This window comes from Streptomyces sp. TRM68416, assembly GCF_014596915.1.
In the GTDB taxonomy this organism is placed as follows: Bacteria; Actinomycetota; Actinomycetes; order Streptomycetales; family Streptomycetaceae; genus Streptomyces.
Window position 1 is genome coordinate 43,079 of sequence record NZ_JACVWU010000029.1, and the last position, 22,234, is coordinate 65,312.

The 22,234-nt window shown below is 71.2% G+C and carries 18 protein-coding genes; 13 read left to right on the forward strand and 5 right to left on the reverse strand.

All coding sequences use genetic code 11. From position 1 onward, the window contains the following. Positions 1-2 precede the first annotated feature (2 nt). The 3 genes from ICC28_RS34240 to ICC28_RS34250 form a co-directional block, all read right to left on the reverse strand. Positions 3-839 (reverse strand): aldo/keto reductase, encoded by an 837-nt coding sequence (locus ICC28_RS34240; RefSeq protein ID WP_188292705.1) that lies wholly within the window; start codon positions 837-839, stop codon positions 3-5. A 102-nt stretch (positions 840-941) separates the two neighbouring features. Then, positions 942-2,768: an AMP-dependent synthetase/ligase gene (locus ICC28_RS34245; protein WP_188292706.1), complete on the reverse strand. Its 1,827-nt coding sequence runs from the start codon at positions 2,766-2,768 to the stop codon at positions 942-944. A 278-nt stretch (positions 2,769-3,046) separates the two neighbouring features. Next, positions 3,047-3,919, reverse strand: coding sequence for a LysR substrate-binding domain-containing protein (locus ICC28_RS34250; protein WP_188292707.1), 873 nt, complete (start codon positions 3,917-3,919; stop codon positions 3,047-3,049). A gap of 163 nt (positions 3,920-4,082) precedes the next feature. On the opposite strand from ICC28_RS34250, the gene ICC28_RS34255 reads away from it, so the two are divergent. Further along, a complete protein-coding gene (locus tag ICC28_RS34255; protein ID WP_188292708.1) occupies positions 4,083-5,102 on the forward strand; it encodes a bile acid:sodium symporter family protein in 1,020 nt (339 codons plus the stop codon). Here the strand turns inward: ICC28_RS34255 and ICC28_RS34260 are convergent. Beyond that, a complete protein-coding gene (locus ICC28_RS34260; RefSeq protein ID WP_188292709.1) occupies positions 5,041-6,261 on the reverse strand; it encodes a DUF4185 domain-containing protein in 1,221 nt (406 codons plus the stop codon). The genes ICC28_RS34255 and ICC28_RS34260 overlap by 62 nt on opposite strands. A 73-nt stretch (positions 6,262-6,334) precedes the next feature. Continuing rightward, positions 6,335-7,216: a formate dehydrogenase accessory sulfurtransferase FdhD gene (fdhD, locus tag ICC28_RS34265; protein ID WP_188292710.1), complete on the reverse strand. Its 882-nt coding sequence runs from the start codon at positions 7,214-7,216 to the stop codon at positions 6,335-6,337. A 224-nt stretch (positions 7,217-7,440) separates the two neighbouring features. Here fdhD and ICC28_RS34270 point away from each other — a divergent pair, with 224 nt between their 5' ends. From ICC28_RS34270 to ICC28_RS34325, 12 genes are all read left to right on the forward strand, one after another. Beyond that, positions 7,441-8,814, forward strand: a complete 1,374-nt coding sequence (locus ICC28_RS34270) for an OFA family MFS transporter (RefSeq protein WP_188292711.1) — start codon at positions 7,441-7,443, stop codon at positions 8,812-8,814. Then, positions 8,774-8,917, forward strand: coding sequence for a hypothetical protein (locus ICC28_RS34275; RefSeq protein ID WP_188292712.1), 144 nt, complete (start codon positions 8,774-8,776; stop codon positions 8,915-8,917). The genes ICC28_RS34270 and ICC28_RS34275 overlap by 41 nt, the downstream gene beginning before the upstream one ends. Before the next feature lie 149 nt (positions 8,918-9,066). Then, positions 9,067-10,014 carry a beta-ketoacyl-ACP synthase III gene (locus tag ICC28_RS34280; RefSeq protein ID WP_188292713.1) on the forward strand — a complete coding sequence of 316 codons (948 nt, stop codon included), beginning with the start codon at positions 9,067-9,069 and terminating at the stop codon, positions 10,012-10,014. 127 nt (positions 10,015-10,141) lie between these two features. Continuing rightward, positions 10,142-10,819, forward strand: a complete 678-nt coding sequence (locus ICC28_RS34285; protein WP_188292714.1) for a GntR family transcriptional regulator — start codon at positions 10,142-10,144, stop codon at positions 10,817-10,819. Between the two features lie 227 nt (positions 10,820-11,046). Then, complete coding sequence (locus ICC28_RS34290; RefSeq protein ID WP_188292715.1) at positions 11,047-12,228, forward strand: ROK family transcriptional regulator; 1,182 nt, start codon at positions 11,047-11,049, stop codon at positions 12,226-12,228. A gap of 111 nt (positions 12,229-12,339) precedes the next feature. Next, positions 12,340-13,860, forward strand: a complete 1,521-nt coding sequence (locus ICC28_RS34295) for a sugar ABC transporter ATP-binding protein (protein WP_188292716.1) — start codon at positions 12,340-12,342, stop codon at positions 13,858-13,860. Beyond that, positions 13,857-14,876: an ABC transporter permease gene (locus ICC28_RS34300; protein WP_188292717.1), complete on the forward strand. Its 1,020-nt coding sequence runs from the start codon at positions 13,857-13,859 to the stop codon at positions 14,874-14,876. Before ICC28_RS34295 ends, ICC28_RS34300 begins: the two co-directional genes overlap by 4 nt. Positions 14,877-14,894: 18 nt before the next feature. Beyond that, positions 14,895-15,932 (forward strand): substrate-binding domain-containing protein, encoded by a 1,038-nt coding sequence (locus ICC28_RS34305; protein WP_188292718.1) that lies wholly within the window; start codon positions 14,895-14,897, stop codon positions 15,930-15,932. A 58-nt stretch (positions 15,933-15,990) separates the two neighbouring features. Then, positions 15,991-17,205: a Gfo/Idh/MocA family protein gene (locus ICC28_RS34310; protein ID WP_188292719.1), complete on the forward strand. Its 1,215-nt coding sequence runs from the start codon at positions 15,991-15,993 to the stop codon at positions 17,203-17,205. A gap of 13 nt (positions 17,206-17,218) precedes the next feature. Beyond that, positions 17,219-18,217, forward strand: coding sequence for a sugar phosphate isomerase/epimerase family protein (locus ICC28_RS34315; RefSeq protein ID WP_188292720.1), 999 nt, complete (start codon positions 17,219-17,221; stop codon positions 18,215-18,217). 83 nt (positions 18,218-18,300) lie between these two features. Beyond that, the gene (locus ICC28_RS34320; protein WP_188292721.1) at positions 18,301-20,781 is read left to right on the forward strand and encodes a PQQ-dependent sugar dehydrogenase; all 2,481 of its coding nucleotides are present in this window, start codon (positions 18,301-18,303) and stop codon (positions 20,779-20,781) included. Between the two features lie 14 nt (positions 20,782-20,795). Continuing rightward, the gene (locus tag ICC28_RS34325) at positions 20,796-22,166 is read left to right on the forward strand and encodes a ThuA domain-containing protein (RefSeq protein WP_188292722.1); all 1,371 of its coding nucleotides are present in this window, start codon (positions 20,796-20,798) and stop codon (positions 22,164-22,166) included. Positions 22,167-22,234: the final 68 nt, after the last annotated feature.

Here is a 22,234-nt window from a genome sequence, read left to right on the forward strand (position 1 = left end):
CATCAGGACGGGTCGAACGTCGCCGGGTCCGGGCCGATCCGCCGGTCCTCGTTCAGCGCGCTGATCGCCGCCAGGTCCTCGTCGTCCAGGCTGAAGTCGAAGACCTCGATGTTCTCCTTGATCCGGGACGGGGTCACGGACTTCGGGATCACGACGTTGCCGAGCTGGAGGTGCCAGCGCAGTACGACCTGGGCCGGGGTGCGGCCGTGCTTCTGGGCGATGGCCACGATCGCCGGGACCTCCAGCAGCCCCTTGCCCTGGCCCAGCGGCGACCAGGCCTCGGTCGCGATGCCCTGCTCGGCGTGGAACTCGCGGGAGGCGTGCTGCTGCAGGTGCGGGTGCAGCTCGATCTGGTTGACGGCCGGAACGATCGACGTCTCGTCGATCAGCCGCCGAAGGTGCTCCGGCAGGAAGTTGGAGACACCGATCGCCCTGACACGGCCGTCGGCGTGCAGCTTCTCGAACGCCCGGTACGTGTCGACGTACAGGTCACGGGCCGGGACGGGCCAGTGGATGAGGTACAGGTCGACGTAGTCCAGGCCCAGCTTCTCCAGCGACGCGTCGAAGGCGCGCAGTGTGGCGTCGTACCCCTGCTCGCTGTTCCAGAGCTTGGTGGTGACGAAGATCTCCTCGCGGGGCAGGCCGGAAGCGGCGACGGCCTTTCCGGTGCCCTTCTCGTTGCCGTAGATCGCCGCTGTGTCGATGCTGCGGTACCCGGCCTCCAGGGCGGTGCCGACGGCCTGCTCCGCCTCGTCGTCCGGGACCTGCCAGACGCCGAAACCCAGCTGGGGCATCTCGACACCGTTGTTGAGGATGATCGGGGGGACCTTGCTGCTCACGAGCTCTTGATCCTTCGGTTGTCGTCAGGTGGTACTCCCATCGTCAACGATCACGAGCCGTGATGCATTCCTGACGGGAGAATCGACCGGAACGGACGGGCCTCACGCGCGGTACAGCGCCTCGACCTCGTTCGCGTAGGCCTTCTCGATCGCCCTGCGCTTCAGTTTGAGCGACGGTGTCAGCAGACCGTGCTCCTCGGTGAACGGCTGGGCGAGGATACGGAAGGTGCGGATTGACTCCGCCTGCGAGACGAGGGTGTTGGCGGCCACCACCGCGCGGCGCACCTCCGTCTCCAGATCCGCGTCCCGCACCAGCTCGGCCTGGGTCAGCGGCGGCTTCCTGCGCATCGCCAGCCAGTGCTCCACGGCCTCGTGGTCCAGGGTGATCAGGGCCGCGATGTACGGGCGGTCGTTGCCGACGAGGATGCACTGGGCGACCAGCGGATGGTCGCGGACCCGTTCCTCCAGCACCCCGGGGGAGACGCTCTTGCCGCCGGAGGTGACCAGGATCTCCTTCTTGCGGCCGGTGATGGTGAGGTAGCCGTCCTCGTCCAGCGCCCCGAGGTCGCCGGTGGCCAGCCAGCCGTCGCGCAGGGTCTCGTCGGTGGCCTTCTTGTTGTTCAGGTAGCCCTGGAAGACGTTGGCGCCGTTCAGCCAGATCTCGCCGTCGTCCGCGATGTGCACGGTCATCCCGGGGATGGGCTGCCCGACCGTGCCGTAGCGGGTGCGCTCGGGCGGGTTGGCGGTGGCCGCCGCCGTGGTCTCGGTCAGGCCGTAGCCCTCGTAGATGTGCACGCCCGCGCCCGCGAAGAACAGGCCGAGCCGGCGGTCCATCGCCGAGCCGCCGGACATCGCCTGCCGGATGCGTCCGCCCATCGCCGCCCGTATCTTGCCGTAGACGAGCTTGTCGAAGAGCTGGTGCTGCATGCGCAGGCCCGCCGACGGGCCGGGGCCGATGCCCCAGGCCTTGGCCTCCATGGCGTCCGCGTACTGCACGGCGACGTCGACGGCCTTCTCGAAGGCGCCGGAGCGGCCCTCCTTCTCGGCCTTGCGGCGGGCGGCGTTGAAGACCTTCTCGAAGATGTACGGCACGGCGAGGAAGAACGTGGGCCGGAACGCGGCGAGGTCCGGGAGCAGGGCGGCCGCGTTCATCTGGGGCTGGTGGCCGAAGCGCACCCCTCCGCGGATGGCGGCGACCTGCACCATGCGCCCGAAGACGTGCGCGAGGGGCAGGAAGAGCAGGGTCGCCGCCTCGTCGCCCTTCCGGGAGTGGAACACCGGCTCCCAGCGCTCGATGACGGTGTCCGCCTCGTACATGAAGTTGCCGTGGGTGATCACACAGCCCTTGGGGCGGCCCGTGGTGCCCGAGGTGTAGATGACCGTCGCGACCGAGTCGGGCGTGACCGCCTCGCGGTGCCGGTGCACCACCTCGTCGTCGAGGTGGGCGCCCGCGTCGTAGAGCTCCTGCACGGCGCCCGCGTCCAACTGCCACAGCTCACGCAGGTGCGGCAGCCGGTCGATGACGGTGGCGATGGTCATCGCGTGGTCCTCGTGCTCCACGACCGCCGCCGACACCTCCGCGTCGTACAGCGTCCAGAAGCACTGTTCGGCCGAGGAGGTCGGATAGATCGGCACCACCTGGGCGCCGACGGTCCACAGGGCGTAGTCGAAGAGCGTCCACTCGTAGCGGGTGCGCGACATGATCGCGACCCGGTCGCCGAACCGGACACCACGGGCGAGCAACCCTTTGGCCAGGGCGAGCACCTCGTCCCGGAACTCGGCCGCCGTCACGTCCCGCCACCGCTCCGCACCGTCCTTGCGGCCGAGCGCGATGTGCCGCGGGTTCTCCTGGGCACGCCGGAAGACCGTGTCGGCCAGGCCGCCCACCGGCGGTGCCAACGCCAACGGAGGGTTGGTGAACTCGCGCAAACCCCGCTCCCCGCTCCTCTTGCTCCGGTTTCGCCTGTGGCGCTCCGCACAGCGCCGTGAAAGCTACCCCACCGTCCGGCGGGGCGGGAGAGGGACGAAAGTCGAGCGGCGCTCACGTCCGCCCAGGTCAGCAAGGGAGAATGCGCTCATCTGGGGAAGGGTCGGACAGAAAGCTGACCGTTCAGTAAGTTTCGGTGCCGTAATCTCCACCGAATCTGTACGACTGGAGGGCCGGGGCACCGGTGCTCCAGTGGTCAGCGTCAAGGTGGCCGAAAACGTTACCCGCTCCCACGCCGGTGCAGCCGGTCCCCGCCCGCCAGGATCGCCGCCGCCAGCGCGTCCGCCGCCCTCTGCGCCGCGGTCCGGCGGTGGCCGTGGACCAGGACGAAGTCGACCCGGCCCAGCTCCGGCAGGCCCGAGCGCTCCGGCACGCGCACCAGGCCGGGCGGGATCAGGCCCCGCGAGTGCGCCATCACGCCGAGGCCCGCCCGGGCCGCCGCGATCAGGCCACTGAGGCTGCCGCTCGTGCAGGCGATCCGCCACTCGCGCCCCTGCCGCTCCAGCGCCTCCAGGGCGAGCGCCCGGGTGATGCCGGGCGGCGGGAAGACGATCAGCGGCACCGGCCGGTCCGGGTCCAGGCGCAGCCGCTCCGCCCCGATCCACACCAGCCGGTCGTGCCAGACCAGCTCGCCCCGCGGATCCTCCGGGCGCCGCTTGGCGAGCACCAGGTCCAGCTTCCCCGCGGCCAGCCGCTCGTGCAGGGTGCCCGACAGCTCCACCGTCAGCTCCAGGTCGACCTCGGGGTGGTCGTGGCGGAAGCCCTCCAGGATCTCCGGCAGCCGGGTCAGCACGAAGTCCTCCGAGGCGCCGAAGCGCAGCCGCCCGCGCAGCCGGGTGCCGGTGAAGAACGCCGTCGCCTGCTCGTGCACCGCCAGGATCCGCCGGGCGAAGCCCAGCATCGCCTCGCCGTCCTCGGTCAGCTCCACGGAGTGCGTGTCCCGCGTGAACAACTGCCGCCCGGCCGCGTCCTCCAGTCGGCGCACGTGCTGGCTGACCGTCGACTGCCGCAGACCGAGCCGCCGGGCGGCCTGCGTGAAGCTCAGCGTCTGGGCCACCGCCAGGAAGGTGCGCAGGTGGGAGGGGTCGTACACCGCCCCAGGTTATCGCAAAACGTGATGACAGTCAGAGTGGTATGCCGGATTCCCGATCGCGGCGCCTGGGGGGACCATGGTGAGGGGCACGCCCCTGCCCCCGAGCCCCGGACGTACAGCGAAGTAGTGGAGCCCAGTGAAACGCCTGCGTTGGCCGCGTTGGATGCCGATCGACCCGTACATCCTCCTGCTCCTCGGCACGGTCGGCCTCGCCGCGCTGCTGCCGGCCCGGGGGACGGCCGCCGACGTGGCCTCCGGCGCCTCCACGGCCGCGATCGCCTTCCTCTTCTTCCTCTACGGCGCCCGCCTGTCCACCCGCGAGGCGCTGGCCGGGCTCCAGCACTGGCGGCTCCACGTCACCGTCCTGGCCTGCACGTTCGTCGTGTTCCCGCTGCTCGGCCTGGCCGCGCGCGGCCTCGTCCCGGTGCTCCTGACGGACCCCCTCTACCAGGGCCTGCTGTTCCTCACCCTGGTGCCGTCCACCATCCAGTCGTCGATCGCCTTCACCTCGATCGCCCGCGGCAACGTGCCCGCCGCGATCTGCGCGGGCTCCTTCTCCTCGCTGGTCGGCATCGTCCTCACCCCGCTGCTCGCGGCCGCCCTGCTCGGCGGCACCGGGGGCGGGTTCTCCGCCGACTCGCTCCTGAAGATCGTCCTGCAACTGCTGGTGCCGTTCCTCGCCGGACAACTGCTGCGGCGCTGGATCGGCGGCTTCGTCACCCGGCACAAGAAGGTGCTGGGCCTGGTCGACCGCGGCTCCATCCTGCTCGTCGTCTACACCGCCTTCAGCGAGGGCATGGTGCAGGGCGTCTGGCACCAGGTGAACCCCGCCCGCCTGGCCGGACTGCTCGCCGTCGAGGCCGTGCTGCTCGCCGTGATGCTCCTGCTGACCTGGTACGGGGCCAAGGCCCTGCGGTTCGGCCGGGAGGACCGCATCGCCATCCAGTTCGCCGGCTCCAAGAAGTCGCTCGCCGCCGGACTGCCCATGGCCGGCGTCCTGTTCGGCGCGCACGCCTCGCTGGCCGTGCTGCCGCTGATGCTCTTCCACCAGATGCAGCTGATGGTGTGCGCGGTGATCGCCAAGCGCCGCTACCACGACCCCGTCGACGACACCGACGGGATCACCCCGCCGCCAGCCGCAGCGTCACGAACCTCGGCCGGTACAGGGCCACGTTCCGGCTGAGCTGCGCCGCGGCACCGTCCGTCTCCACCCAGTTGACGTCGTAGCTGAGCACCAGCCGCCCCCCGCCGCTCAGCTCCGGATGGGTCTGCGGGTTGTACGCGGCCACCCGCCCGTCCGGGAGAGAGGGGCTGAAGTCCTTGGTCGGCCCGTGCCAGGGCCCGGTCGGCGCACAGGCCCAGTACGAGGACACCGTGGTCAGCCCCGCGGTGCCCGCCGCCATCGTGAACAGCACATACGTGTCCTGGTCCCGGACCACGGAGAACGCGCTGCCCACACCCGTGCTCCGCCCGTCCCCGAGCACGGGACGCGGGCGCACCCCGGCCGCCCACTCGTCGCCGTCCCAGTACTCCCAGGCCGCCGGGTCGGCGAGCCCGCCCTCCGGCACCCGGGCCACGTACGCGTACGAGGCCGGACGGGACGTGGCCCGGCGGTCGTCGCCGCCGTAGACGTACGTCCAGCCGTCCTCGTGGACCAGCGTCGTGCCGAACAGCACCCGTCGGGACGGATCGCTGACGAGCTGCTGGTCGAAGACCTTGACGGTCGACTCCACGCGCAGGTCGGGCAGGGAGAGCGTGGCGACCTCGGTGGCGGTGGGCACCCCGTAGATCCACGGCGCCGAGCCGGCCGTGCGCACCCACAGCAGCACCCGCAGCACCTGCTCCGAGGAGCCGGGGGAGCGCGGCTCGACCCGCGCCGCCACCGGCCAGCGCCACTGGTTCGGCGCCGGATCGGGGAAGAGAGGGGCGGGCAGGGTGCTCTCCAGGCGCCCGTCGCGCATCACCACCGCCGAGTTGCGCACCAGCGGCGTCGCCGGGTCCCGCCAGGCGTACGACTCGCCGACCGGGTTCGGGGGACCGTAGACCTGGCCGAGATAGGTGTCCGAGAACAGCCACAGCACCCGCCCGTCCGGCAGCCGCACCGAGTGCGTGCCGTCGCCGCCGGTCCAGTCGTCCGTACGGGAGGCGTCGTCGCCGTAGCGCGCGAACTCCGCGGTGAGCTCCTCGTCCGCGGCCCAGGCCCGCACGGTACGGGCCTGACAGGAGCTGCCCCCGTCGTCGTCCTCCGGAAGCGCGGTGAGCAGCACGGCGCCGAGAACCAGGGCCAGCAGCAGGCCGAGCCCCGTTCCCGTGCGCTGTCGTACGCGTGCGTCGTCGGGCACGTTCCGGGACGTTAGTGGTCCGGGGGCACCCGGGTCCATGGGGCCTGTCGGGTGCGGGACGGCGACCGGCCGATCAACTCCCGGCCGCGGCCCGCAGGGCGATCCGGTCCTCTCCCGCGTACACGTTCATGGAGGCGCCCCGCAGGAAGCCCACGAGGGTCAGTCCGGTCTCCGCGGCCAGGTCGACCGCCAGGGACGAGGGGGCCGACACCGCCGCCAGCACCGGGACCCCGGCCATCACGGCCTTCTGTGCCAGTTCGAACGAGGCGCGGCCGGAGACCAGCAGGATCGTGCGGGACAGCGGCAGGTCGCCGTTCTGCAGGGCGCGGCCGATCAGTTTGTCGACCGCGTTGTGCCGGCCCACGTCCTCCCGTACGTCGAGCAGCCGGCCGTCCTCGGTGAACAGTGCCGCCGCGTGCAGGCCGCCGGTGCGGTCGAAGACCCGTTGGGAGGCGCGCAGCCGGTCGGGGAGGCTCGCGAGCAGATCGGCGTCGATCCGGACGGGAGGCGTGTCGGCGATCGGCCAGCGGGCGGTGGTACGGACGGCGTCGAGGCTGGCCTTGCCGCACAGGCCGCAGGACGAGGTCGTATAGACGTTCCGTTCGAGGGTGATGTCGGGGACGGTCACGCCGGGAGCCGTCTGCACGTCGACCACGTTGTAGGTGTTGGAGCCTCCCCCACGCTCGGCTGCGCTCGCGCGGGAGGTGCCCCCATCGGTGGCGCCCGCGCAGTACACCACGTTCCGCAGCTCGTCCCGCTCGGCGAGGACGCCTTCGCTGACCAGGAAGCCGACGGCGAGCGCGAAGTCGTCGCCGGGCGTGCGCATGGTGATCGCGAGCGGCTTGCCGTTCAGCCGGATCTCCAGGGGCTCCTCGGCGACGAGCGTGTCCGGCCGGGTGGAGACCGCCCCGTCGCGGATGCGGATCACCTTGCGTCGTTCCGTGACTCGTCCCATGTCCCCACCAGTCCCGATCAGTTCCGGTTCCGTACCTTGCCGTGGATCACCGGGTCGTCGTGCGGCGAGGTGACCTTCACGATCTCATTGTCCTGCACGTGGCGGGCGGGGTTGCGGCCCGCAGGCCGAACTCCGACCGTTCGTCGCGCGCTGGATACCGTTCACCGCATACGGTCGACGCGTCGGCTTCTCAACTCACCTGCCGCTTCCTACCGTTCCGGATCATGAGTCCTCCCGTCGCGCCCCCGGGCTGGAGCCGCTGGCTCGTTCCCCCCGCCGCTCTCTCCGTCCACCTCTCCATCGGACAGGCCTACGCCTGGTCCGTGTTCAAACCGCCCCTCGAATCCGCGCTCGGCCTCAGCGGCACCCAGAGCGCGCTCCCCTTCCAGCTCGGCATCGTCATGCTCGGCCTGTCCGCCGCGTTCGGCGGCACGCTCGTCGAGCGCAACGGCCCGCGCTGGGCGATGACCGTCGCGCTGTGCTGCTTCTCGTCCGGCTTCCTGCTCTCCGCGCTCGGCGCGGCCACCGAGCAGTACTGGCTGATCGTGCTGGGCTACGGCTTCGTCGGCGGGATCGGCCTCGGCATCGGCTACATCTCGCCCGTCTCCACCCTGATCAAGTGGTTCCCGGACAGGCCCGGCATGGCCACCGGCATCGCCATCATGGGCTTCGGCGGCGGTGCGCTGATCGCCTCGCCCTGGTCCGCGCGGATGCTGGAGTCGTTCGGCGCCACCCCCTCCGGGATCGCGCTGGCCTTCCTGGTGCACGGTCTGTCGTACGCGGTGTTCATGCTGCTGGGCGTCCTCCTGGTGCGGGTGCCGGCGACCGGCCCGGCGGCGCGGGGCGGTGTTGGATCCGCGGCTGCCGCCGCGGGGGCGCGATCAGGCCCCACCGGCCCGCAGGTCTCAGCGAAGCAGGCGGTGCGCACCCCCCAGTTCTGGTGTCTGTGGATCGTGCTCTGCATGAACGTCACCGCGGGCATCGGCATCCTGGAGAAGGCCGCCCCCATGATCACGGACTTCTTCGCGGACACCTCGACAACGGTGTCAGCACCCGCCGCGGCCGGTTTCGTCGCCCTGCTCTCGGCCGCCAACATGGCCGGCCGCATCGGCTGGTCCTCGACCTCCGACCTGATCGGACGCAAGAACATCTACCGCCTCTACCTGGGCGTCGGCGCCCTGATGTACGCGGTCATCGCCCTGTTCGGTGACTCCTCCAAGCCGCTGTTCGTCCTCAGCGCCCTGGTGATCCTCTCCTTCTACGGGGGCGGCTTCGCGACGATCCCCGCGTACCTGAAGGACCTGTTCGGCACCTACCAGGTCGGTGCCATCCACGGGCGGCTGCTGACCGCGTGGTCCACGGCCGGCGTCCTCGGACCGCTGATCGTGAACTGGATAGCCGACCGGCAGGAGGAGGCGGGCCGGACCGGCGCCTCCCTCTACGGCCTGTCGTTCGTCATCATGATCGGCCTGCTCGTCGTCGGCTTCGTGGCCAACGAGCTCGTGCGACCCGTCCACGCCCGTCACCACATCCCCGTACCGAGGAAGGAGCACGCCGATGCCGACGTCGTCGAGCGACAGCAGCCAGAGTCCGCCTAGCCGCCGCGGGCTGATCGCCTTCGCCTGGCTGTGGGTGGGAGCGCCGCTCGCCTACGGGCTGTACGAGCTCGTACGGAAGGCGTCGCAGCTGTTCACCGGCTGAGCGTTCGCTAGCTGTTCGGGCGTCCGAGCGCCTGATGGAAGCCGACAAGCCGGGCGCCCGTTTCCTGTGGCATCACCTGCCGTCGTACCCGCGAGTCACTGATCAGACTGGTGGATCCCGCTACCCAAGGCAACGAGGGGGACCCTCCGATGAACGGCTCGCGTATCGCCGCGGTCGGCCACTACCAGCCCGCCAAGGTTCTCACCAACGAGGACCTGGCGGGCCTGGTCGACACCAGTGACGACTGGATCAGGTCCCGGGTGGGCATCCGCACACGGCACATCGCCGGGCCCGACGAGCCCGTCGACGAGCTGGCGGCGCACGCCGCGGCCAAGGCGCTGGCCGCCGCGGGCCTGGCCCCGGGCGACATCGACCTGGTCCTGGTGGCCACCTCCACCGCCGTGGACCGCTCCCCGAACATGGCCGCCCGGGTCGCCGCCCGCCTCGGCATTCCCTCGCCCGCCGCGATGGACGTCAACGTGGTGTGCGCCGGTTTCACCCACGCGCTGGCCACCGCCGACCACACCGTCCGGGCCGGCGGCGCCACCCGCGCGCTGGTGATCGGCGCCGACAAGATGTCCGAGGTGACGGACTGGACCGACCGCACCACGTGCGTGCTCGTCGGCGACGGGGCGGGGGCCGCCGTGGTCGAGGCGGCGCCCTCGGCGGACGTGCCCGGCATCGGCCCGGTGCTGTGGGGCTCGGTGCCCGAGATGGGCCACGCCGTGCGGATCGAGGGGACGCCCGCCCGGTTCGCGCAGGAGGGGCAGAGCGTGTACCGCTGGGCCACCACCCAGCTGCCGCCCATCGCCCGGCGCGCCTGCGAACGGGCCGGCCTCGCGCCCGCCGACCTAGCCGCGGTCGTACTGCACCAGGCCAACCTGCGGATCATCGAGCCGCTCGCCGAGAAGATCGGCGCCGTCAACGCCGTCGTCGCCCGCGATGTCACCGACTCCGGCAACACCTCCGCCGCGAGCATCCCGCTGGCCTTCTCCAAGCTCGTCGAGCGCGGCGAGATCTCCACCGGCGACCCGGTGCTGCTGTTCGGCTTCGGCGGCAACCTGTCGTACGCGGGGCAGGTCGTCCGCTGCCCCTGACGGGCACCGCTGCCCCTGACGGGCACCGCGATGTGGCCAACCCCCCTGGGCCGGCCCCCGTGGGTCGTAGGCTGTAGACGAAAGACAATCCGTACCGGCCGTCCGACGGCACTGGAGTGGGGCTGCGATGGTGTCGCCAGGACTTCCGCCAGGGGCGGTGCCCAAGCTCGAACGCCCCGGGCCCCTGCGCGACCGCGTCTACGAGGCCCTGCTCGAACTCATCACGACCCGTGCCCTGCGCCCCGGCCAGCATCTGGTCGAGAGCGAGCTCGCCGGTCAGCTCGGGGTCTCGCGTCAGCCCGTGCGCGAGGCGCTGCAGCGGCTGAACACGGAAGGGTGGGTCGATCTGCGGCCCGCCCAGGGCGCGTTCGTCCACGAGCCGACCGAGGAGGAGGCCGACCAGCTCCTCACCGTGCGCACCCTGCTGGCGGCCGAGGCGGCCCGGCTCGCCGCGGCGAACGCCGATGCCCCCGGCATCAAGGCGCTGGAGGAGCTGTGCGCCGAGGGCGAGCGCGCGGTGGCCGCCGACGACATGGACGGCGCGGTCGCGATGAACGCCCGCTTCCATGCCAAGGTGATGGAACTGGCCGGCAACGCCGTCCTCGCCGGACTCGCCGCCCAGGTCGACCGCCGGGTGCGCTGGTACTGCACGCCGGCGGCCCGGCAGCGCGGCCGCCAGTCCTGGACCGAGCACCGCGAGTTGATCGCGGCGATCTCCGACCGGGACGAGCGGCGCGCCACCGCGCTGATGCGCGAGCACACCGAGCACACCCGGGCCTCGTACCACGCACGTCAGGGGGCCTGAGCCCATCTGCCGTACCCCGGCATCGGCAACAGCGCCGCCACACCGCCCGACGTCCCGCGCACCGGTCCCCTCCCGGGGTGACCCGAGCCGGGCTTTGTCCTCTGAGTGGTGAAAGCCGGAAGTAATTCGTGCACAGCTTCTTCCCAGCCACGGCAGCCGCTGCTACGTTCCCCTCGAAAGCCCGGCAATCGGTGGCCGAGTGAGGCGGGGAGGGGCACGTGAGACGCATGACGGCACGACCCGCCAACGCCCATCAGGCCCGGCTGCTGAAGCTGTTGCGTGACGGAGGCCCCAACTCCCGTGCGCAACTGGGCGATCAGGTCGACCTGTCACGGTCCAAACTGGCCGTGGAGGTGGACCGGCTGCTGGAGACGGGCCTGGTCGTGGCCGACGGACTCGCCGCCTCGCGCGGCGGCCGGCGTTCCCACAACATCCGGCTCAACCCGGGGCTGCGGTTCCTCGGCGTCGACATCGGCGCGACCTCGGTCGACGTCGCCGTCACCAACGCCGAACTGGAGATCCTCGGACACCTCAACCACCCCATGGACGTTCGCGAGGGACCGGTCGCGGTCTTCGAGCAAGTCCTCGCCATGGCCGCGAAGTTGCGCAGCTCGGGACTGGCGGAGGGCTTCGACGGCGCCGGCATCGGCGTCCCGGGGCCGGTCCGCTTCCCCGAGGGCGTGCCCGTCGCGCCGCCGATCATGCCGGGCTGGGACGGCTTCCCGGTACGGGAGGCGCTCAGCCAGGAACTCGGCTGCCCGGTCATGGTCGACAACGACGTGAACCTGATGGCGATGGGGGAGATGCACGCGGGCGTGGCACGTTCCGTGGGCGACTTCCTCTGCGTCAAGATCGGCACCGGTATCGGCTGCGGCATCGTGGCCGGCGGTGACGTCCACCGCGGTGTGACGGGCAGCGCCGGAGACATCGGGCACATCCAGGCCGTACCCGACGGCCGTCCGTGTGCCTGCGGCAACCGGGGCTGCCTGGAAGCCCACTTCAGCGGGGCGGCCCTCGCCCGGGACGCTGTCGAGGCGGCCGAGCAGGGGCGCTCGGAGGAGCTCGCCGCGCGGCTCGCCGCGAACGGCTCCCTGACTGCGGCGGACGTCGCCGCCGCGGCCGCCGCGGGCGACGCCACCGCACTCGGCCTGATCCGCGAGGGCGGCGACCGCGTCGGCCAGGTCATCGCCGGCCTGGTCAGCTTCTTCAACCCGGGCCTGGTGGTGATCGGCGGCGGGGTGACCGGCCTCGGCCACACCCTGCTCGCCGCGCTCCGCACCCAGGTCTACCGCCAGTCCCTGCCTCTGGCCACCGGCAACCTCCCCATCGTCCTCGGGGAACTGGGCCCCACCGCCGGTGTCATCGGCGCGGCCCGACTGATCAGCGACCACCTGTTCTCACCCGCGTAACTGCACCTCGTCCAGAGTCCGCGCGACCGAGTCGTTACACGAGTCACTCCGGCACGTCCGCCTGCTCCGCCCTGCCCTGACACCGGCCCGCACGCCCGCCGAGGGGAGCCCATGGCACCGCAACCACCGCTGCTCAGCATGTCCGGCATCACCAAGTCCTTTCCCGGGGTCCGGGCCCTGGACGGCGTCGACCTCGACGTCCAGGCCGGTGAGGTGCACTGTCTGCTCGGCCAGAACGGCGCCGGGAAGTCCACCCTCATCAAGGTCCTGGCCGGCGCCCACCAGCCCGACACCGGCACCATCCGCTGGCACGGCGAGGAGGTCACCCTGCGCTCGCCGATCGCCGCCATGCGCCTGGGCATCGCCACCATCTACCAGGAACTCGACCTCGTCGAGCACCTGTCCGTCGCCGAGAACGTCCACCTCGGCCACGAACCCACGACCGCGGGCTTCGTCGTACGGCGCAAGACCGCGCAAGCCTCAACAGCCATGCTTCTCAAGCGACTTGGGCATCCGGAGATCGAACCCGGGCGGCTGGTCGGGGAGTTGTCGGCGGCCCAGCAGCAGATCGTCTCCATGGCGCGGGCGCTCTCCCACGACGTACGGCTGATCGTGATGGACGAACCGTCCGCGGCCCTCGACCCGGACGAGGTCGACAACCTCTTCCGCATCGTCGGCGACCTCACCGCCGACGGCGTCGCGGTCGTCTACATCTCGCACCGCCTGGAGGAGATCCGCCGCATCGGCGACCGGGTGACCGTCCTCAAGGACGGCCGGGCCGTGGCGGGCGGACTGCCCGCGAAGACCACGCCCACTCGGGAGGTCGTGGCGCTGATGACGGGACGCAACGTCGAGTACGTCTTCCCGCCGCGGCCCGCCTCGCCCACCGACGCCGGCGCACCCCTGCTGGAGGTCAAGGGCCTCGCCCGGGAGGGGGAGTTCGAGCCGCTGGACCTGGTGGTCCGGCCCGGGGAGATCGTCGGTCTCGCCGGACTGGTCGGCTCCGGACGGTCCGAGATCCTGGAGACGATCTACGGGGCGAGGAAGCCGTCGGCCGGTCAAGTCCTGCTGGACGGAAAGGAGTTGCGGCCGGGCAGCGTGCGGGCGGCCGTCCGGGCCGGCCTCGGGCTCGCCCCCGAGGAACGCAAGGCACAGGCCCTGCTGATGCTGGAGTCCGTCACCCGCAATGTCTCCGTCTCCTCCATGTCCCGCTTCTCGCGCGGCGGCTGGATCGACCGCCGCGCCGAACTGGGCGCCGCGCGTACCGCCACCCGCGAGCTGTCCCTGCGGCCCGACAACCCGGCCGTGCCCGTGCGCACCCTGTCCGGCGGCAACCAGCAGAAGGCCGTCCTCGCCCGCTGGCTGCTGCGCGGCTGCCGCGTGCTGCTCCTCGACGAACCCACCCGCGGCGTCGACGTGGGCGCCCGCGCCGAGTTGTACGCGGTGATCCGCCGCCTCGCCGACGAAGGCCTCGGCGTCCTGCTCGTCTCCAGCGAGGTGCCCGAGGTGCTCGGCCTCGCCGACCGCGTCCTGGTGCTGCGCGAAGGGCGCGTCGTCCACACGGCGCCCGCCCGCGAACTCGACGAACACCGTGTCCTCGACCTCGTCATGGAAGGAAGCCCGGCGTCATGACGCAGCACGCGTCCCCACCGAGGGACGGCACCGGCAAGACCGCCCCCGCCGCCGAACTCCCCGCCTGGCGGGGCATGATGGCCCGCGCCGACGTGCGCACCCTGTCCCTCCTCGGCGTGCTCGCCGTACTGGTCCTCATCGGAGGCATCAGCAAGCCCGACGAATTCCTCGACACCCGCAACCTCCAACTCGTCCTCACCCAGGCCTCCGTGATCGGCGTCGTCACCGTCGGCATGACCTTCGTCATCACCTCCGGAGGCATCGACCTCTCCGTCGGCGCGATCGTCGCCCTCGCCTCCGTCTGGGCCACCACGGTCGCCACCCAGGACTACGGCTTCGCCGGCGTCCTGTTCACCGCGGTCCTGGTCGGAGTCGGCTGCGGCCTGGTCAACGGCGTGCTCATCGCCTACGGCGGCATGGTCCCGTTCATCGCGACCCTCGCCATGCTCGCCGCGGCGCGCGGCCTCGCCCTCCAGATCACCGGCGGCAAGACGCAGATCGTCACCATCCCGAGCATCCTCGACCTCGGCGAACGCGACGCCTACATCCTCGGCGTGCCGCCCCTCGTCATGGTCTTCGCCGTCGTCACGATCATCGGCTGGCTGGTGCTGAACCGCACCACCTTCGGCCGCCGCACGGTCGCCGTCGGCGGCAACGCCGAGGCCGCCCGGCTCGCCGGCATCGACGTCCGCCGCCAGCGCCTCTACCTCTACCTGCTGTCCGGACTGTGCTGCGGCATCGCCGCCTTCCTGCTGATCATCCTGTCCGGCTCCGGCCAGAACACCAACGGCAACCTCTACGAACTCGACGCCATCGCCGCCGCGATCATCGGCGGCACCCTGCTCAGCGGCGGCCGGGGCACCATCACCGGCTCCGTGCTCGGCGTTCTGATCTTCACCACGATCACCAACATCTTCGCCCTGAACAACCTGGAGACCGCTGTCCAGCAGATCGCCAAGGGCGCGATCATCGTCGCCGCCGTCCTGGTCCAGCGCCGTACCGCGAGCACGACCTGAAGGAAAGGGTTCACCGCCATGCCAGAGCTCACGAGTCGCAGAGGGCTGCTCTTCGGATCCGCCGCCATAGGGGCGGGCGCCCTCCTCGCCGGCTGCACCAGCAACGAGTCCGGCGACGAACCGGCAGCGAACGACAAGCCGGCCGCCGACGACAAGCCCGGCAAGCCCGTCACCATCGGCTTCGCCGGACCGCAGGCCGACCACGGCTGGCTCAACGCCATCAACGACAACGCCAAGAGCCGGGCGAAGAAGTACTCCGACGTCACCCTGGAGATCACCGAGGGCTCCAACGACACCGCCGCCCAGATCGGCCAGATCGAAACACTGATCAACAAGAAGGTCGACGTCCTGGTGATCCTGCCGGCCGACGGCAAGGCGCTCACCCAGGTCGGCCTGAAGGCGATGCGCGCGGGCATCCCCGTCGTCAACCTCGACCGCATCTTCAACTCCCCGCAGGCGTACCGCTGCTGGATCGGCGGCGACAACTACGGCATGGGCCTCAACGCCGGGCACTACATCGGCGAGCAGCTGAAGGGCAAGTCCGGCGCCCGGGTCATCGAACTGGCCGGCCTGGACAACCTGGAGCTGACCCAGCAACGCACCCAGGGCTTCGACGACGCCCTGAAGAACTACCCCAACATCAAGAAGGTGGCCCGCCAGGCCGCAGAGTTCACGGTCGAGTCCGGCCAGGCCAAGATGGCCCAGCTCCTCCAGGCCCAGTCGAACTTCGACGCCGTGTGGAACCACGACGACGACCAGGGCGTAGGCGCCCTGCGCGCCATCGAACAGGCCGGCCGCGACGACTTCCTGATGGTCGGCGGCGCGGGCGCGCTCTCCGCCTTCCAGGCCATCAAGCAGGACAGCGGTGTGCTGAAGGCCACCGTCCTGTACCCGCCGACCATGGCCGCCTCCGCGATCGACCTCGCCCGCGCGCTCGGCCAGGGCAAGGGGGTCGGCGGCCTCGCCGAGTTCGAGATCCCCGCCTCCCTCACCCTCTACTCGGCCGTCGTCGACAAGACGAACGTCGACCAGTACATGTCCACCGGCTTCAAGTGAGCCGTTCCGCCCGCACCCCCCACGTGCGCCATCCGACGAGGACGAGGAGTACACACCCATGGGACAGCCGCAGCAGTCAGAAGGGACCGAGGGAGAGGGAGGGAAGCCGCCACTGAGGGTGGGCATGGTCGGCTACGCCTTCATGGGCGCCGCCCACTCCCAGGGCTGGCGCACCGCCGGACGCGTCTTCGACCTGCCCCGGCGCCCGGAACTGGCCGTCATCTGCGGACGGGACGCGGCCGCCGTGCGCGCGGCGGCCGACCGGCACGGCTGGGCGGCGGCCGAGACCGACTGGCGGGCCCTGATCGCCCGGGACGACGTCGACCTCGTCGACATCTGCACCCCAGGCGACAGCCACGCCGAGATCGCTGTCGCCGCCCTGGCCGCCGGCAAGCACGTCCTGTGCGAGAAGCCGCTCGCCAACACGGTCGAGGAGGCCTCGGCGATGGTCACGGCGGCCGAAGAGGCTTATGAGCGCGGCCAGTTGTCCATGGCCGGGTTCAACTACCGTCGGCTGCCCGCCACCGCGCTCGCCCGGAACATGGTCGCGGAGGGCCGGCTCGGCAGGCTGCGGCACGTCAGGGCGACGTACCTGCAGGACTGGCTGGTGGACCCCGAGTTCCCGCTGAACTGGCGGCTGCGCAGGGAACAGGCCGGTTCGGGCTCGCTCGGCGACCTCGGCTCCCACGTCGTCGACCTCGCCCAGTACCTGGCGGGAGAGCGGCTGGCCGGGGTGTCCGCGCTCACGGAGACCTTCGTACGTGAGCGGCCCCTGCCCGTCGGTGCGACCAGCGGCCTGTCCGCCGGGGCGACCGCGGGCACCGGCCAGGTCACCGTCGACGACGCCGCCCTGTTCACCGCCCGCTTCCCCTCCGGCGCCCTCGCCACCTTCGAGGCGACCCGCTACGCCACCGGACGCAAGAACGCCCTGCGCATCGAACTCAACGGCGAGCGCGGCTCGTTGGCCTTCGACCTGGAGCGGCTCAACGAGCTGGAGTACCACGACGGCACCGAGCCCGCGACGCACGCCGGATTCCGCCGCATCCTCGTCACCGAACCCGACCACCCCTACCTGGACGCCTGGTGGCCGCCGGGCCACGGCCTCGGCTACGAGCACACCTTCGTCCACCAGGCCCGCGACCTGGTCCACGCCCTCGCCGAGGGCCGCCGGCCCGAGCCCTCCTTCGCCGACGGACTCCAGGTGCAGCGCGTGCTGGCGGCGGTCGAGGAGAGCGCCGAGAAGAACTCCGTCTACACCCCGATAGCGGTCTAGGAGGCCCCCGGTCATGCCGCGCACCTTCACCCTGTTCACCGGCCAGTGGGCGGACCTGCCCCTCGAAGAAGTCTGCCGCCTCGCCCGCGACTTCGGCTACGACGGCCTCGAACTCGCCTGCTGGGGCGACCACTTCGAGGTCGACAAGGCGCTGAGCGACCCGTCCTACATCCCGTCCCGGCAGGCGCTGCTCGACAAGTACGGCCTCAAGTGCTGGGCGATCTCCAACCACCTCGTCGGCCAGGCGGTCTGCGACGCCATCATCGACGAACGCCACCGGGCGATCCTGCCGGCCCGGATCTGGGGCGACGGCGACGCCGAGGGCGTACGACAGCGGGCCGCCGCCGAGATGGCCGACACCGCGCGCGCCGCGGCCGGCTTCGGCGTGGACACCGTCATCGGCTTCACCGGCTCCGCCATCTGGCACCTGGTCGCCATGTTCCCGCCCGCCCCCGAGTCGATGATCGAGCGCGGCTACGACGACTTCGCCGAGCGCTGGAACCCCATCCTCGACGTCTTCGACGTGCACGGCGTCCGCTTCGCCCACGAAGTCCACCCCAGCGAGATCGCCTACGACTACTGGACAACACAGCGCGCCCTGGAGGCCGTCGACCGGCGCCCGGCCTTCGGCCTGAACTTCGACCCCTCCCACTTCGTGTGGCAGGACCTCGACCCGGTCGGCTTCCTCTACGACTTCCGCGACCGCATCTACCACGTCGACTGCAAGGAGGCCCGCAAGCGCCTCGACGGACGCAACGGCCGACTCGGCTCCCACCTCCCCTGGGGCGACCCCCGCCGCGGCTGGGACTTCGTCTCCGCCGGGCACGGCGACGTCCCCTGGGAGGACGTCTTCCGGATGCTGCACTCCATCGACTACCGCGGCCCCATCTCCGTGGAGTGGGAGGACGCCGGGATGGACCGGCTGCAAGGAGCACCGGAGGCGCTGAAGAGCCTCAAGAAGTACGACTTCGAACCGCCGTCGACCTCGTTCGACGCGGCGTTCGGCAACTGAGCACCCCTTGTGAAGCTCCGGGATGACGGCGCATCCCGGCGTCCGCACCCGCCCGTACAACCGGCCCCATTCCGGAGGCATCCGTGCACGGGAACGAACACACCACCGGCAAAGCCAGAGCCGAGGCCCACAGACGACGCTTCCGCAAGACGATCGCGCTGCTCACCGGCGCACTCCTCGCCGGAGCGTCCCTGACCCTCGCGGCACCCCGGGCCGTCGCCGACGCCGACGAAGCGGCCGCCGAGGACTTCCAGCAGGTCACCCTCGCCAAGGGCGAACCGGAGGTCGGCGAGCCCATGTCGCTCGCCGTCCTCCCGGACCGCTCGGTCCTGCACACCTCCCGCGACGGCGAACTCCGCCTCACCGACGCGGCGGGCAACACCAGCCTCGCCGGCAAGCTCGACGTGTACACGCACGACGAGGAGGGCCTCCAAGGCATCGGCGTCGACCCCGACTTCACCACCAACCGCTTCATCTACCTGTACTACGCACCCCCGTTGAACACCCCGGCCGGCGACGCCCCCGAGACCGGCACCGCGGCCGACTTCGCACCCTTCGACGGCGTCAACCGGCTCTCCCGGTTCGTGCTGAAGAACGACGGCACCCTCGACAAGGCCAGCGAGACGAAGATCCTCGACGTGCCGGCCTCCCGCGGCATCTGCTGCCACGTCGGCGGCGACATCGACTTCGACGCGGCCGGCAACCTGTACCTGTCGACGGGCGACGACACCAACCCGTTCCAGTCCGACGGCTTCACCCCGATCGACGAACGCGCGAACCGCAACCCGGCCTTCGACGCCCAGCGTTCCGCCGGCAACACCAACGACCTGCGCGGCAAGATCCTTCGCATCAAGGTCAACGCCGACGGCGGCTACACCGTGCCCGAGGGCAACCTCTTCGCGCCCGGCACCGACCGGACACGGCCCGAGATCTACGCCATGGGCTTCCGCAACCCGTTCCGGTTCAGCGTCGACCAGAAGACCGGCATGCTCTACGTCGGCGACTACGGGTCCGACGCCGGCACCGCCAACCCCTCCCGCGGACCCGCCGGCCAGGTCGAGTTCGCCCGCGTCACCGGCCCCGGCAACTTCGGCTGGCCGTACTGCACCGGCGACAACGATGCCTACGTCGACTACGACTTCGCCACCGGCCGGTCCGGCGACGCCTTCGACTGCGACGCCCCGAAGAACACCTCGCCCCACAACACCGGACTGACCGACCTGCCCCCGGCACAGCCCGCCTGGATCCCGTACGACGGCGGCTCCCTGCCCGAGTTCGGCACCGGCTCTGAGTCCCCGATGGGCGGCCCGGTCTACCGCTACGACCCCGCGCTCGACTCGCCGGTGAAGTTCCCCGAGGCCTACGACGGCGACTTCTTCGCCGGGGAGTTCGGCCGCCGCTGGATCAAGCGCATCACCAGCGACGCCGACGGGGCCGTACAGTCCATCAACGACGTGCCCTGGACCGGCACCCAGATCATGGACATGGCCTTCGGCCCCGACGGCGCGCTGTACGTCCTCGACTACGGCACCTCCTGGTTCGGCGGCGACGAGCACTCCGCCCTGTACCGCATCGAGAACGCCACCGGCAGCCACGCCCCGGTCGCGCAGGCCTCGGCGGACCGGACCTCCGGAACCGCGCCGCTGAGGGTGCGCTTCTCCTCCGAGGGCACCACCGACCAGGACGGCGACGCGCTCACCTACCACTGGGACTTCGGCGACGGCGCCACCTCCACCGCCGCGAACCCGACGCACCGCTACCGCACGAACGGCACCTACACCGCGACCCTGACCGCGCAGGACCCCTCGGGGCGCTCCGGCAGCGCGAGCCTGCGGATCGTCGTCGGCAACACCGCGCCCCAGGTCACGCTCGAACTCCCGCGGGACGGGCAGCTGTTCAGCTTCGGCGACGCCATCCCGTTCCAGGTGCGGGTCACCGACCCCGAGGACCGGACCATCGACTGCGCCAAGGTCAAGGTCACCTTCATCCTCGGCCACGACAGCCACGGCCACCCGGTGACCTCCGCCAACGGCTGCACCGGCACCCTCCAGACCACCGCCGACGGCGGCCACGACCCCAACGCCAACATCTTCGGGGTCTTCGACGCCGAGTACACCGACGGAGGCGGCGGCCAGGCCCCGCTGACCACCCACGACCAGAACGTCCTTCAGCCCAAGCAGCGCCAGGCCGAGCACTTCGGCAACGGCTCCGGGGTCTCCGTCATCGCCAAGGACACCGCGCACGGCGGCAACACCGTGGGCGACATCCACCACGGCGACTGGATCTCCTTCACGCCGTACCTCCTGAGCGACGCGAAGTCCGTGACGGCACGGGTGTCGTCCGGCGGTGCCGGCGGGACACTGGAGTTCCGCGCCGGCTCCTCGACCGGCACCCTGCTCGGGAGGGCGACCGTGCCGGTGACCGGCGGCTGGGAGAACTTCCAGGACGTCACCACCGACCTGTCCCGCGCCCCGCGCGGCACCACCACGCTCTACCTGGTCTTCAAGGGAGCGGGCACGGGCGCCCTGTTCGACGTGGACGACTTCACCTTCACCACCGGCTGAGGAGGGAGAACCGGATGCGATCAACTGGCCGACTGACAACGGTGCTCACCGGCACCACCCTGCTCCTGGGCTGCATGTCCGGGCCCGCCGAGTCCAAGCCCTCCGCCGACGACAGGGTGCTGGTCTTCTCCAAGACGGCCGGATTCCGCCACGACTCGATCCCCGACGGCGTGGCCGCCCTGAAGGAACTGGGCGCGACGGCCGGCATCACGGTCGACGCCACCGAGGACGCCGCCGCATTCACCGCACGGAACCTGCGGCGCTACGACGCGGTCGTCTTCCTGTCGACCACCGGAGACGTGCTCAACGACACGCAACAGCGCGCCTTCGAACGCTACATGCGCCACGGCGGCGGCTACATGGGCGTCCACGCGGCCGCCGACACCGAGTACGACTGGACCTTCTACGGCGGGGTCGTCGGGGCGTACTTCCGGTCGCACCCGGCGATCCAGCCCGCGACCGTCGACGTCGAGGACCACGCCCATCCGGCCACCGCCCATCTGCCCGCCGCGTGGAACCGCACCGACGAGTGGTACGACTACCGCTCCAACCCCAGGGAGCACGTCCACGTCCTCGCCTCCCTCGACGAGTCGTCCTACAGCGGCGGCAGCATGAACGGCGACCACCCGATCGCCTGGTGCCACACCTACCAGGGCGGCCGCGCCTTCTACACCGGCGGCGGCCACACCAAGGAGTCCTACGCCGACCCCGCCTTCCGGCAGCATCTGCTGGGCGGGCTGCGCTGGACCACCGGCGCCGCCCAGGCCGACTGCCGCCCGGAGAACGGCTACCGCCCGCTCTTCGACGGCACGGCCGCATCCCTCGCCGGCTGGCGGCAGGCCGGGCCCGGTTCCTTCGAACTCGGCGCCGACGGCACCCTCACCACCACCGGCGGCCTCGGCCTGCTCTGGTACGCCGACCAGAGCTTCGGCGCCTACTCGCTGAAGCTCGACTGGAAGGTCGACGGAGACGACAACTCCGGTGTGTTCGTGGGATTCCCGCCCTCGGACGACCCGTGGTCGGCGGTCAACAACGGCTATGAGATCCAGATCGACGCCACGGACGTCCCCGAGAGGACCACGGGGTCGGTCTACGGCTTCCAGTCCGCCGACCTGGCCGAGCGCGACCGGGCGCTCAACCCGCCGGGGGAGTGGAACACCTACGAGATCCGCGTGGAGGGCGAACGCCTCCGCGTCTGGCTCAACGGCGTGAAGATCAACGACTTCACCAACTCCGATCCGGCCCGGAGCCTGCGTGACGGGCACGTCGGCATCCAGAACCACGGAGCCGACGACCAGGTGTCCTTCCGCGACATCCGGATCAAGGAACTGCCCCTGAACAAGGAACTGCCCCTGAACAAGGAACTGCCCGTGAAGGGCGACTGAGCGGCGGCGGGCGGGGGACGCCGGACCCCCGCCCGCCGTCCACCACCCCCGGCGCCGGAACCGCACGA

Excerpts from the sequence above, each read along its gene's own strand:
- ICC28_RS34255 (WP_188292708.1), top strand. The coding sequence starts at position 4,083 with ATGCCGATCGACCCGTACATCCTCCTGCTCCTCGGCACGGTCGGCCTC.
- fdhD (WP_188292710.1), bottom strand. The coding sequence starts at position 7,216 with ATGGGACGAGTCACGGAACGACGCAAGGTGATCCGCATCCGCGACGGG.
- ICC28_RS34270 (WP_188292711.1), top strand. The coding sequence starts at position 7,441 with ATGAGTCCTCCCGTCGCGCCCCCGGGCTGGAGCCGCTGGCTCGTTCCC.
- ICC28_RS34275 (WP_188292712.1), top strand. The coding sequence starts at position 8,774 with ATGCCGACGTCGTCGAGCGACAGCAGCCAGAGTCCGCCTAGCCGCCGC.
- ICC28_RS34280 (WP_188292713.1), top strand. The coding sequence starts at position 9,067 with ATGAACGGCTCGCGTATCGCCGCGGTCGGCCACTACCAGCCCGCCAAG.
- ICC28_RS34285 (WP_188292714.1), top strand. The coding sequence starts at position 10,142 with ATGGTGTCGCCAGGACTTCCGCCAGGGGCGGTGCCCAAGCTCGAACGC.
- ICC28_RS34290 (WP_188292715.1), top strand. The coding sequence starts at position 11,047 with ATGACGGCACGACCCGCCAACGCCCATCAGGCCCGGCTGCTGAAGCTG.
- ICC28_RS34295 (WP_188292716.1), top strand. The coding sequence starts at position 12,340 with ATGGCACCGCAACCACCGCTGCTCAGCATGTCCGGCATCACCAAGTCC.
- ICC28_RS34300 (WP_188292717.1), top strand. The coding sequence starts at position 13,857 with ATGACGCAGCACGCGTCCCCACCGAGGGACGGCACCGGCAAGACCGCC.
- ICC28_RS34305 (WP_188292718.1), top strand. The coding sequence starts at position 14,895 with ATGCCAGAGCTCACGAGTCGCAGAGGGCTGCTCTTCGGATCCGCCGCC.
- ICC28_RS34310 (WP_188292719.1), top strand. The coding sequence starts at position 15,991 with ATGGGACAGCCGCAGCAGTCAGAAGGGACCGAGGGAGAGGGAGGGAAG.
- ICC28_RS34315 (WP_188292720.1), top strand. The coding sequence starts at position 17,219 with ATGCCGCGCACCTTCACCCTGTTCACCGGCCAGTGGGCGGACCTGCCC.
- ICC28_RS34325 (WP_188292722.1), top strand. The coding sequence starts at position 20,796 with ATGCGATCAACTGGCCGACTGACAACGGTGCTCACCGGCACCACCCTG.